At 69.0% G+C, this 12,562-nt stretch carries 7 protein-coding genes; 6 read left to right on the forward strand and 1 reads right to left on the reverse strand.

All coding sequences use genetic code 11. From position 1 onward, the window contains the following. The first annotated feature begins 53 nt into the window (after window positions 1-53). The 6 genes from AC06E6_RS06360 to AC06E6_RS06385 all read left to right on the forward strand — a co-directional run bounded on the left by AC06E6_RS06360 (window position 54) and on the right by AC06E6_RS06385 (window position 8,906). Window positions 54-1,484 (forward strand): ribosomal protein uL16 3-hydroxylase, encoded by a 1,431-nt coding sequence (locus tag AC06E6_RS06360; protein WP_478060630.1) that lies wholly within the window; start codon window positions 54-56, stop codon window positions 1,482-1,484. After that, complete coding sequence (locus AC06E6_RS06365; protein WP_478060632.1) at window positions 1,481-2,386, forward strand: GNAT family N-acetyltransferase; 906 nt, start codon at window positions 1,481-1,483, stop codon at window positions 2,384-2,386. Before AC06E6_RS06360 ends, AC06E6_RS06365 begins: the two co-directional genes overlap by 4 nt. Window positions 2,387-2,565: 179 nt before the next feature. Then, window positions 2,566-5,397, forward strand: coding sequence for a 2-oxoglutarate dehydrogenase E1 component (locus AC06E6_RS06370; RefSeq protein WP_478060634.1), 2,832 nt, complete (start codon window positions 2,566-2,568; stop codon window positions 5,395-5,397). 42 nt (window positions 5,398-5,439) lie between these two features. Next, window positions 5,440-6,633: a dihydrolipoyllysine-residue succinyltransferase gene (gene sucB, locus AC06E6_RS06375; protein WP_104939086.1), complete on the forward strand. Its 1,194-nt coding sequence runs from the start codon at window positions 5,440-5,442 to the stop codon at window positions 6,631-6,633. A gap of 129 nt (window positions 6,634-6,762) precedes the next feature. Continuing rightward, complete coding sequence (lpdA, locus tag AC06E6_RS06380) at window positions 6,763-8,199, forward strand: dihydrolipoyl dehydrogenase (protein ID WP_240211931.1); 1,437 nt, start codon at window positions 6,763-6,765, stop codon at window positions 8,197-8,199. Window positions 8,200-8,312: 113 nt separating this feature from the next. Next, entirely contained in the window at window positions 8,313-8,906 is a 594-nt protein-coding gene (locus AC06E6_RS06385; protein ID WP_478060637.1) for an LOG family protein, read from the forward strand. A 636-nt stretch (window positions 8,907-9,542) separates the two neighbouring features. Here the strand turns inward: AC06E6_RS06385 and AC06E6_RS06390 are convergent. Further along, the gene (locus AC06E6_RS06390) at window positions 9,543-12,446 is read right to left on the reverse strand and encodes a putative bifunctional diguanylate cyclase/phosphodiesterase (RefSeq protein WP_478060639.1); all 2,904 of its coding nucleotides are present in this window, start codon (window positions 12,444-12,446) and stop codon (window positions 9,543-9,545) included. Window positions 12,447-12,562 lie beyond the last annotated feature (116 nt).

Below are 12,562 nucleotides of genomic sequence, written 5' to 3' on the forward strand. Positions count from 1 at the left end.
CGATTTCCGTCGGCGGACTCCGCCGCCCCCGTTTTCCAATGGTATTGCGCGCGATGAAAAAGACTTCCTCCTCCCTGCCGCTCGAGATCAGGGCCAGCGCCCGCCATCCGCTCGGCATGCCCGCCGAGCGCTTCCTGCGCGACTACTGGCAGAAGCGCCCGTTGCTGATCCGTGGCGCATTCCCGGATTTCCAGACCCCGGTGATGCCCGAAGACCTGGCCGGGCTGGCCTGCGAGGAAGGCGCATTGGCGCGCCTGGTCACCCATGACCGCGCCACCGACGGCTGGACCCTGCGCAACGGCCCGTTCCGCGAGGAGGATTTCCCGGGCATGCCCGACCACGACTGGACCCTGCTGGTACAGGACGTGGACAAGTGGGACCCGGACGTGCGCGCGCTGATCGAGCACTTCAACTTCCTGCCGCGCTGGCGCATGGATGACGTGATGATCAGCTTCGCCGCCACCGGCGGCTCGGTCGGCGCCCATGTCGACCAGTACGACGTGTTCCTGCTGCAGGCCCACGGCCACCGCCGCTGGCAGATCGACGCCAGCGAATCGACCCGGGGCAAGCGCCCGCCGCTGGATTTCCGCCCCGACGTCGAACTGAAGCTGCTGCGCAGGTTCAAGCCGAGCCACGACTGGGTGCTGGAACCGGGCGACATGCTGTACCTGCCGCCGAACGTACCGCACCACGGCGTGGCCGAGGACCCGTGCCTGACGTTCTCCTTCGGCATGCGCGCGCCGTCCTCGGCCGAGCTGATCAGCGACTGGCTGGATGACCTGGTGGCCGACGCCGACGAGGCCATCCGCTACCAGGACCCGGACCTGAAGCTGCCGGAGGACCCCAACGAGATCGACGCGGCGGCGATGAAGCGCGTGGTCACCGCGCTCAATGCGCTGCGCATGAACGACCCCGACCGCCTGGGCGACTGGTTCGGCCGCTTCATCACCACTTACCGCGCCGCCGGCGACATCCTGCCCTCGCAGGCCCCGCCCGCCCCCGCCGACGTGGACGCGGTGCTGGACGAGGGCGGGCTGCTCGAGCGCCACCCGTGGGCGCGGCTGGCCTGGCGTCGCGCCACCCGCGGCGCGGTGCTGTACAGCAGCGGCCATGCCTTCCCGTTGCCGGTCAAGGACGCGCAGGGCCTGGCCGCGGCCGAACGGATCGACGCAGCGCTGTTCCGCAAGCTGTCGGCCAAGGGCCGCAGCGCGGTGATGGAACTGCTGGCCGGCGGCCACTACCAGTTGCTGGACGCCGAGACCCTGGCGGCGATGCAGGCCGAGCAGGATGCGCTCGATGTCATGGAAGACGCGTTCGACGACGAAGCCGACGCACCGGAGCTGGAAATCGAGGTGTTCGAGTACGCCCAGGCCGGCGAAGGCGAGCCGGCCAGTGGCGCCATCGACACCGTGCAGGTGAACGAGGAAGGGGTCGAGGTGGTGGTGATCTGCGACGACGGCGACGAGGACGGCCCGGCGGCATGACCCCGGCGGCGTTCCACGTCGAGGCAGCCGACTACGCCGCCCGGCAGGCGCTGCTGCACGGCGTGCGCCAGGCCGTGTTCGTCGGCGAGCAGCAGGTCCCGGCGGCGCTGGAAAGCGATGACCTGGACCCGCTCAGCCACCACGTCCTCGCGCTGGATGCCGATGGCCACGCCATCGGCACCGGCCGGCTGACGCCGCAGCGCCGCATCGGCCGCATGGCGGTGCTGCCCGGCTGGCGCGGCCACGGTGTCGGCGAGGCGCTGCTGCAGGCGCTGGTGGCCGAAGCGGCGCACCGCGGCTGGGACGAGGTGACCCTGCATGCCCAGCTCCACGCCCGCGATTTCTATGCCCGCAACGGCTTCCTGCCCGAAGGCGCGGCGTTCACCGAGGCCGGCATCGTCCACCAGACCATGCGCCGCCGCATGGGCGGCGCCATGCGCGTGCAGGATGCCGCCCAGGCCGAGGCGGCCCTGGCGGCGGTGATCCACCGCGCCCGCCGCAGGCTCCTGCTCGGCTGCCGCGGCGGCGACACCGCGCTGCTCGCGCAGCCGGTGGTGCTGCAGGCGCTGCGCCGCTTCGCCACCCGCCGCCACGACAAACAGGCGCTGGTGCTGCTGCACGATGCCGAGCCCGCGGCCATGCCGGCCGCGCTGCTGGCACTGCTGCAGCGCCTGCCCAGCGTGTTCGCGCTGCGCCTGCCGGTGGACCCGGGCGACTCGGCGCTGGCGCCGGCCAGCGCCAGCAACGACAACGGCGACTGCTACTTTCGTCCAATGAGCGACCGCTTCGAAGGCGAGCTGTGCCTGGACATGCCGGCGACGGCCCGCCAGCAGGACGCGCTGTTCCAGCGCGCGTGGGACGCCGCAGCGCTCTGCGAAGGGCTGCGGACACTCGGCATGTGAGCGCTGTCGGGGTGCGGACAAGGCATGGCCCGGCATTAACCCGGGGGACAGCGTGTGTGCCCCTTCCTGTCCCCGCGAGGGTATAATTCAGCGGTTTCATCACGCCCGCGCGGCGCCCTGCTGCAAGGTCCCCGCCGGTTCCAGAAGCCATACCCCACAAGCGAATCCGACCCTCCATCGTGGACAATCTCCTGAAGCAGTTTGCGCAGTCATCGCAACTCGCCGGCGGCAACGCCTCCTATATCGAGGACCTGTACGAGCAGTACCTCGTCTCCCCGGACAGTGTGGACCCCAAATGGAAGTCCTACTTCGACGGTTTCAAGGGCCGCGAGGCAGGTGATGTCCCGCATTCGGCCATCATCGCCCACATCGCCGAGGCCGGCCGCAACGCGTCCAGCGCCGTGGCCAGTGCCGGCGGCGGCGACGAGCGCGAGCGCAACGTCGGACGCCTGATCACCGCCTACCGCTCGCGCGGCCACCTCGGCGCGCAGCTCGACCCGCTGGGCCTGACCCCGCCGGTCAACCCGCCCGACCTGGGCCTGGCTTTCCACCACCTGTCCGATGCCGACCTCAACGACGAGTTCAGCACCGGCGGCGTCGGCGGCCAGCCGCGCATGAAGCTGCGCGACCTGCTGGCGCGCCTGAAGGCGACCTACACCGGCTCCATCGGCGCCGAGTTCATGTACATCGCCGAAGTCGACCAGCGCCAGTGGCTGTACCAGCGCCTGGAAAGCGCCGGCGGCAACTACAACCTCGACGCGGACACCCAGCGCCGCACCCTGGAGCGGCTGACCGCGGCCGAGGGCCTCGAGCGCTACCTGCACACCAAGTACGTCGGCCAGAAGCGCTTCTCGCTGGAAGGCGGTGATTCGCTGATCCCGATGATGGACACGGTGATCCGCAGCGCCGGCAAGGACGGGGTCAAGGACGTGGTGATCGGCATGGCCCACCGCGGCCGCCTGAACGTGCTGGTCAACACCCTGGGCAAGAACCCGCGCAAGCTGTTTGACGAGTTCGAAGGCCGCTTCGAGCACGACGACCGTGCCGTGGCCGGCGACGTGAAGTACCACATGGGCTTCTCGGCCGACGTCGCCACCGCCGGCGGCCCGGTGCACCTGGCGCTGGCGTTCAACCCGTCGCACCTGGAGATCGTCGACCCGGTGGTCGCCGGTTCGGTGCGTTCGCGCCAGGAACGCCGTGGCGACACCGCGCGCAAGCAGGTCATGCCGATCCTGATCCACGGCGACGCCGCGTTCGCCGGCCAGGGCGTGGTGATGGAGCTGTTCCAGATGTCGCAGGCGCGCGGCTTCGCGGTCGGCGGCACCGTGCACATCGTCATCAACAACCAGGTCGGCTTCACCACCTCGAACCGCGACGACTCGCGCTCGACCCTGTACTGCACCGACATCGCCAAGATGGTCGGCGCGCCGGTCCTGCACGTGAACGGCGACGATCCGGAGGCGGTGGTGTTCGCCGCGAAGCTGGCCTACGACTTCCGCCAGCAGTTCCACAAGGACGTGGTGATCGACCTGGTCTGCTACCGCCGCTGGGGCCACAACGAGGCCGACGAGCCGGCGATCACCCAGCCGCTGATGTACCAGGTGATCCGCAAGCACAAGACCACCCGCGAACTGTACGCGGAGAAGCTCGAGGCCGCGGGCGTGATCCCGGCCAATGGCGGCAAGGCGCTGGTCGATGCCTACCGCGAGAAGCTCGATTCGGGCGAAGTCACCACCGAGCTGGCACAGGTCGAGAAGACTCCGCCGACCAGCAAGCTGTACGTGGACTGGCCGAAGCTGCTGGCCGGCAAGCTGTCCGACCCGGTCAGCACCCGGGTGCCGATGGCCGAACTGACCCGCCTGGCCAAGCTGATCAACACCATCCCCGAGGGCGTGGAACTGCACTCGCGCGTGGCCAAGGTCTATGACGACCGCCGCAAGATGGCGGCCGGCGAGATCCCGGGCGACTGGGGCTTCGCCGAGAACCTGGCCTACGCCACCCTGCTCGACCAGGGCCATGGCCTGCGCCTGGTCGGCCAGGACGTCGGCCGCGGCACGTTCACCCACCGCCACGCGATCCTGCACGACCAGAAGACCGACGCCTATTACCTGCCGCTGCGCCAGCTGGTGCAGTCGCCGGAACAGGCCACCGTCATCGACTCGCTGCTCAGCGAGGAGGCGGTGATGGCCTACGAGTACGGCTTCTCCACCACCGATCCCAACACCCTGTGCATCTGGGAAGGCCAGTTCGGCGACTTCGCCAACGGCGCCCAGGTGGTGATCGACCAGTTCATCGCCTCCGGCGAGGCCAAGTGGGGCCGCATCTCCGGCCTGACCCTGCTGCTGCCGCACGGCTACGAAGGCCAGGGCCCGGAACACAGCTCGGCGCGCCTGGAGCGCTTCCTGCAGCTGTGCGCGCTGGAGAACATGCTGGTCTGCGTGCCGTCGACCCCGGCCCAGGCGTTCCACATGCTGCGCCGCCAGCTGTGCATGACCACCCGCAAGCCGCTGGTGGTGATGTCGCCCAAGTCGCTGCTGCGCCACAAGCTGGCCGTTTCGACCCTGGACGAACTGGCCAACGGCGAGTTCCAGCACCTGATCGGCGACGCCAGCGCCGACGCCAAGAAGGTCCAGCGCGTGGTGCTGTGCTCGGGCAAGGTCTACTACGACCTGCTGGAAGACCAGACCAAGCGTGGCCAGGACGACGTGGCGATCATCCGCGTGGAGCAGCTGTACCCGTTCCCGCGCCCGCAGCTGGCCGCCGAACTGAAGAAGTACGGCAAGGCCGCCGACGTGGTGTGGTGCCAGGAAGAGCCGATGAACCAGGGCGCGTGGTACCAGATCCGCCACCACCTGCAGGCCTGCCTGGCCGATGGCCAGAACCTGCACTACGCTGGCCGCCCGCGTTCGCCGTCGCCGGCCGTCGGCCACATGGCCGACCACCTGCGCGAACTGCAGCAGCTGCTCGCCGATGCGCTGGTCAACCCCTTCAACGACCAGTTCGCTGAATAACTCTCCCCCTTTCACCAAGAATACGAACCAGGAAGCCCCTGCATGGCCACCGAAGTCAAAGCCCCGGTACTGCCCGAATCCGTCGCTGACGGCACCATTGCCACCTGGCACAAGAAGGTCGGCGACGCGGTCAAGCGTGACGAAAACCTGCTTGACCTGGAAACCGACAAGGTCGTGCTCGAGGTCCCGTCGCCGGTCGATGGCGTGATCAAGGAGATCAAGTTCCCCGAAGGCGCCACCGTGACCAGCAGCCAGGTCGTGGCGATCATCGAGGAAGGCGCCGTTGCCGCCGCGCCGGCCCCGGCTGCCGCCGAGGCACCGAAGGCCGCGGCCCCGGCACCGGCCGCTGCGGCCGCCGCGCCGGCCCCGGCCGCCAAGTCCGCCGCCGACAACCTGCCCCCGGGCGCCCGCTTCTCGGCCATCACCGAAGGCGTGAACCCGGCCGACGTGGCCGGCACCGGCCGCCATGGCGCGGTGACCAAGGAAGACATCGTCAACTTCGCCCGCAACGGCGGCGTCGGCAAGGCCGGCGGCGCGCGTCCGGAAGAACGCGTGCCGATGACCCGCATGCGCAAGCGCATCGCCGAGCGGCTGATGCAGTCCAAGGAATCCATCGCCATGCTGACTTCGTTCAACGAAGTCAACCTGGCCAAGGTTTCGGCCGCGCGCAAGGAACTGCAGGACGAGTTCCAGAAGGCCCACGGCATCAAGCTCGGCTTCATGAGCTTCTTCGTGAAGGCCGCGGCCAACGCGCTGCAGCGCTTCCCGCTGGTCAACGCCTCGGTCGACGGCGACGACATCATCTACCACGGCTACTCGGACATCTCCATCGCCGTGTCCACCGACAAGGGCCTGGTGACGCCGGTGCTGCGCAACGTCGAGCGCATGTCCTTCGCCGACATCGAGCAGGGCATCGCCGATTACGCCAAGAAGGCGCGCGACGGCAAGCTGGCGCTGGACGACCTGCAGGGCGGCACCTTCACCGTCACCAACGGCGGCACCTTCGGCTCGCTGATGTCGACCCCGATCGTCAACCCGCCGCAGAGCGCCATCCTCGGCATGCACACGATCAAGGAGCGCCCGATCGCCGAGAACGGCCAGGTCGTGATCGCGCCGATGATGTACATCGCGCTGTCCTACGACCACCGCATCATCGACGGCAAGGACGCGGTGCAGTTCCTGGTGGACATCAAGAACCAGCTGGAAAACCCGGGCCGCATGCTGTTCGGTCTGTAACACCCGCCGACCCCTCCCCCCGCGGAGGGGTCGGTCGCTCCGGGGCCGGCCCAGCGCCCGCCCCTTCCCCGGCGCCCCGCGCCACCGGCTTCGTCCCCGAAGCCGAAGGAAAGCACCAAGGAACCTCAAATGGCTGAACAATTCGACGTCGTCGTCATCGGTGCCGGCCCGGCCGGCTACCACGCCGCCATCCGCGCCGCCCAGCTGGGCCTGAAGACCGCCTGCATCGACGCGGCGCTGGGCAAGGACGGCAAGCCGGCACTGGGCGGTACCTGCCTGCGCGTGGGCTGCATCCCGTCCAAGGCACTGCTGGACTCCTCGCGCCAGTACTGGAACATGGGCCACATCTTTGGCGACCACGGCATCAGCTTCAAGGACGCCAAGATGGACGTCGAGAAGATGGTCGGCCGCAAGGACGCCATCGTGAAGCAGTTCACCGGTGGCATCGCCCAGCTGTTCAAGGCCAACAAGGTCGCCGCCTACTACGGCTTCGGCCAGCTGCAGGCCGGCAACGTCGTCAAGGTCAAGCAGCATGACGGCAGCGAGGTCGAGCTGAAGGGCACCAACGTCATCATCGCGGCCGGCTCGGATTCGATCGAACTGCCGTTCGCCAAGTTCGACGGCGAGACCATCGTCGACAACGTCGGCGCGCTGGACTTCACCGAAGTACCGGGCCGTCTGGCGGTGATCGGCGCCGGCGTGATCGGCCTGGAACTGGGCAGCGTGTGGAAGCGCCTGGGCGCCGAAGTGACCATTCTCGAGGCGATGCCGGAGTTCCTGGCCGCCGCCGACGCCGAAGTGGCCAAGGTCGCCGCCCGCGAATTCAAGAAGCAGGGCCTGGACATCAAGCTCGGCGCCAAGGTCAGCAAGACCGAAGTGACCGGCAAGGGCAAGAAGAAGGAAGTGGTGGTCACCTACACCGATGGTGAAGGCGAGAAGACCCTGACCGTCGACAAGCTGTTGGTGGCCGTCGGCCGCCGCGCCGCCACCCAGGGCCTGCTGGCCGAGGGCACCGGCGTGCAGGTCAACGAGCGCGGCCAGATCGTGGTCGACGACCATTGCCACACCGGCGTCGACGGCGTATGGGCGGTGGGCGACTGCGTGCGCGGCCCGATGCTGGCGCACAAGGGCTTCGAGGAAGGCATCGCGGTGGCCGAACTGATCGCCGGCCTGCCGGGCCACGTCAACTTCGACACCATCCCGTGGGTGATCTACACCGAGCCGGAACTGGCCTGGGTCGGCAAGACCGAAGCCCAGCTCAAGGCCGAGGGCATCCCATACAAGGCCGGCAGCTTCCCGTTCGCCGCCAACGGCCGTGCCGTGGCGATGGTCGAGCCGGCCGGCTTCGTCAAGGTGCTGGCGCACGCCGAAACCGACCGCGTGCTGGGCATGCACCTGGTCGGCGCCAATGTCTCCGAACTGGTGCACGAAGGCGTGCTGACCATGGAGTTCAGCGGCTCGGCCGACGACCTGGCCCGCATCTGCCACGCCCACCCGTCGCTGTCGGAAGTGATCCACGACGCGGCCATGGCGGTCGGCAAGCGCGCCATCCACAAGGCCAACTGAGCGCCACCGGCCTGACCCAGAAGGCTCCGCCCCGGCGGAGCCTTCTTGCTTTTGCATTTCTCCGATCGCGCCCTGTTCATCGACGCGATCCGCACACCTCCCCAGGACCTCCCATGAAATCGATCTGCGTCTACTGCGGCTCCAACCCCGGTGCCAATCCCCTGTACATCGAGCGCGCCACCGAACTGGGCACGCGCATCGCCCACGAAGGCCTGCGCCTGATCTACGGCGGCGGCCGCACCGGGCTGATGGGCGCGGTAGCCGACGGCGTACTGGCCGCCGGCGGCCAGGTCACCGGGGTGATTCCGCAGCACCTGGTGGACCTGGAAGTGGCGCACCAGAGCGTGACCACGCTGGAGGTCGTCGGCTCCATGCACGAGCGCAAATCGCGCATGTTCGACCTGTCCGACGCCTTCGTCGCCCTGCCCGGCGGTTTCGGTACCGCCGAAGAGATCTTCGAGATGCTGACCTGGCGCCAGCTCGGCATCGGCAACAAGCCCTGCGCCTTCCTCGACGTCAACGGCTTCTACGCCAGGTTGATCGGCATGATCGACCACATGGTGGAAGAACGCTTCCTGCACCCGGAACAACGCCACGACCTGTGGTACGGCGACGACGCCGGGCAGATGCTGGCGTGGATGCGGGCTTATTCGCCGGCGCAGGCGGACAAGTGGGTCGACGAGAAGCTGCGCGCGGCGTTGCGGTAAGGCCATTGGCGCGGGATTGCGGCAAATCCCCTGGCGCGTGGCGACGCGGCAGGCTTCGCCGGCGCCTCCTTCCCTGCCTGGCGCGGTTCGACGAGAAGCTGCGCGCGGCGTTGCGGTAAGGCCATTGGCGCGTGGCGACGCGGCAGGTATCAACGGCGCCTCACTTCCAGCAGGGCGCGGTTCGACGAAAAGCTGCGCGCTGCGTTGCGGTAAGGCCATTGGCGCGAGGCGACGCGGCGGGCATCAACGGCGCCTCACTTCCAGCAGGACGCGGTTCGACGAGAAGCTGCGCGCCGCGTTGCGCTAAGTCCACTGGCACGGCGTTGCGGCAGGCACACAGGCGCGTGACGACGCGGCGGGCTTCGTTGGCGCCGCCCTCCCTGCCCTGGCGCGGAATAAACGCGCCCTGCGTTGGACAGCCCACCGGCCGTGCCGCGGCGGCAGGCATCAGCGCGACCGTGGTCCAGCACGGTGCGGTTTGACGGAGCACCCCGCGCCGCGTTTCCGCACGGCGCCTGGGGACGCGATCGCTGTCGCCGCGTGGCCGTTCCTGCCTGGCGCGGCTCGACGAACGCCGCACGGCATTGCGGTGGGCGCCGGCAGGTGCCGGCATCGACCACGCGGCGGTGCGGCGGTTCAGGCCATCCGGTACAGCGTCGCTTCGCGTGGCAGCGGGTGGCCCAGCAGATAACCCTGGCCGAAATTGCAGCCCATGTCGAACAGCGTGCGCAGCTGGCGCTCGTCTTCCACGCCTTCGCCGATGGTCTCGATGCCCAGGGTACGCGCCAGCGACACCACGCCCTCGACCAGCGCCTGCGTGCTCTTGCCGTTGTCGGCGTGCAGCCCGGCCACGAAACTGCGGTCGATCTTCAGCGCGCTGATCGGGAAGCGGTGCAGGTAGGACAGCGCCGAATAGCCGGTGCCGAAATCGTCCAGCTGCACCACGATCCCACGCTCGCGCAGCTGGTACAGGGTACGCAGCGTGCGCGGGGCGTCCTCCAGCAATGCCATCTCGGTGATCTCCACCCGCAGCCGCCCCGGGTCGGCGCCGGCCGCTTCCAGCAGCCCCAGCAGGCGCGCGGCGAACTCGGACGAGCGGAAATGCCGTGGCGAGACATTCACCGAAACGTAGCCCGAACCGGTGCCTGCCAGGTCGCGCACCACCTGCTCGTAGATCAGCCAGTCCACCTGCTCGATCAGGCCGCTTTCCTCGCCCAGCGAGATGAACTCGCCCGGCAGCAGCAGGCCCCTGCCCTCGTGCTGCCAGCGCAGCAGCGCCTCGTGGCCGACCACGGCGCCATCGGCCAGCGACACGATGGGCTGGTAGAACGGCAGGAAATCATTGTTGATGATCGCCCGGCGCAGGTCCGCCTCGAGTTCCAGGCTCTGCAGCGACTGCTCGCGCATGGCCTCGTCGAACAGCATGCAGCGATCCTGGCCCATGCCCTTGGCGCGGTACATCGCCGCATCGGCGTCGCGCAGCAGTTCGGCGCCGGAGGTGTAGCGCGGGCTCCACAGGGCGATGCCGATGCTGCCCGACGGGAACAGCTCACGCCCGTCGACCCACATCGAGTGCTCCAGCGAACGCAGCAGGCGCCGGCCGACGTCCATGGCCTCCTTGGCGCCGTCGCAGCGCACCAGCAGCGCGAACTCGTCGCCGCCCAGGCGCGCCACCACGTCGTCGCTGCGCAGCATGCCCACCAGGCGCTGCGCCACTTCCACCAGCATGCGGTCGCCGGCGGCATGGCCGATGCTGTCGTTGACCCACTTGAAGCGGTCCAGGTCGAGGAACAGCAGCGCGAACATCGGGCCCATGCCCAGTTGCGCGTGTTCGATCGCCTCTTCCAGCTTCTCCAGCAACTGCAGGCGGTTGGGCAGGCCGGTCAGCACGTCGTGCATCGCCAGGTGGGTCAGGCGCTGCTCCACGCGCATGCGCTCGCCGATCTGCGCCAGCAGTTTCTGGTTGACCTCGCCCAGCTCGCGGGTGCGCTCGGCCACGCGCTGCTCCAGCTCGGCATGCGCCTGCAGCAGGCGATTGCGGTCGCGCTGGCGCGCCAGGCTGTTGCCGATGTTGCGCGCCACGAACGCCAGCAGCCGCTGGTCGTGGGCGGTGAAGCTGACCTGCGGGTTGTAGCTCTGCACCGCGATCACGCCCACCACTTCGTCGTCGCTGAACAGCGGCACGCCCAGCCAGCACTGCGACTTGGCGCCGAATTCGCGCACCTCGCCGCGCGCGATCAGCTGGTCGATCTCGGCCCGGGTCGCGAGCAGCGGCTGGCCGCTGCGGAGGGTGTACTCGGTCAGGCCGCCACTGAAGGCGCGCGACGCGCGCACCCGGTTGAACTCGTCCACCGAATAGACGAAATCCAGCCCGTCGCCCTGCTCGTTGACCAGCGCGATGTAGAAATTGCTTGCGTCCAGCAGGCCACCGATCACCCGGTGCACCTCGGCATGGAACACCGCCTGGCTGCCTCCGCTCATCGCCAGTTCCGAGACATTGAACAGCGCCGCCTGCAGGGCCTCGGCGCGCCGCCGCTCCTGTATTTCCTCCTGCAGGCTGGCGTTGGCCCGCTCCAGCTCCAGCGTGCGCCGCTGCACGTGCTGCTCCAGCTGCACGTGCGCCTGGCGCCGGTCCATGGCGGTCAGGATGTGCTTGGCCACGAAATTGAGCACGTCGCGGTCCTCGTCGCCGTACTGCACGCCGCTCTCGTAGCTCTGCACCACGATGGCGCCGCAGACGGTACCGTCGCGCCACATCGGCACCCCCAGCCAATCGGCGCTGTCCGGGCCGCTGTGCACGGAATGCTGGTGGTCCAGCACCTGCAGCAGCTCGCGCGAAGGGCCATGCATGGTCCTGCCCAGGCGCAGCGCCGCGAAGGTCAGGCTGTCCTGCATTTCCTCGAAGCGGAAACGCCGCTCCGGATGCGGCGCGAAGTTGTCCAGTTCGTCGGCGAAATACAGGAAGCGCAGGCTGCTCTGGTGCTCGTCGCATTCGACGATGTAGCAGTTGTCCGCGTACATCAGGGTGCACAGGATGCGGTGGAAATGGGCCAGCATCTGCGACATTTCCAGGTCGCTGCCGGCCAGGTCGGCGATCTCGAACAGGGCCCGCTGCAGGCGCTTGGCGCGTTCGAGCTGCTCGATCTGCACGCCCTGGCGCAGCGACACCAGCACCGCGGCGACGAGCGCGTGCGCGGTGCCCAGCCAGGCCTGCCGCTGCGCGTCGGAGAAACTGGCATCGATCTCGGCCAGCACCACGATGCGGGCACCACCTTCCGCGTCGGTCCAGCGTTCCACCACGGCCTGGCGCAGGCCGTCCGGCAGCGGCTCGCCCGCCAGCAATGCGTGCACCGGTCCGCGCAATCCATCGGCACCCGGGCTGACGCAGTCGCCCTGCCCGAGCACCGCATCGTCCCAGGCGAGCGCCACGGCGCTGCCCTGGGGCAGCAGGCCGTGCAGCGTCGCCACCACGCGGTTGGTCGGCGAATCGGTGTCCACGCGGCCGCTGCCGGCATGCAGGTCGAGTTGGCGGTGGGACATGATCTCCATGCGTGTTCCGGGTTCCGGCACTCCGGAACTCCCCTGTCGCAGCATAATGCCGCAACCACCGCCTGCGGTGCGCCCGCGCCGGGGCTGGCTGAACCGGCGCCGGCCCG

Source organism: Stenotrophomonas sp. Steno-Z10-HUANG (assembly GCF_056393075.1).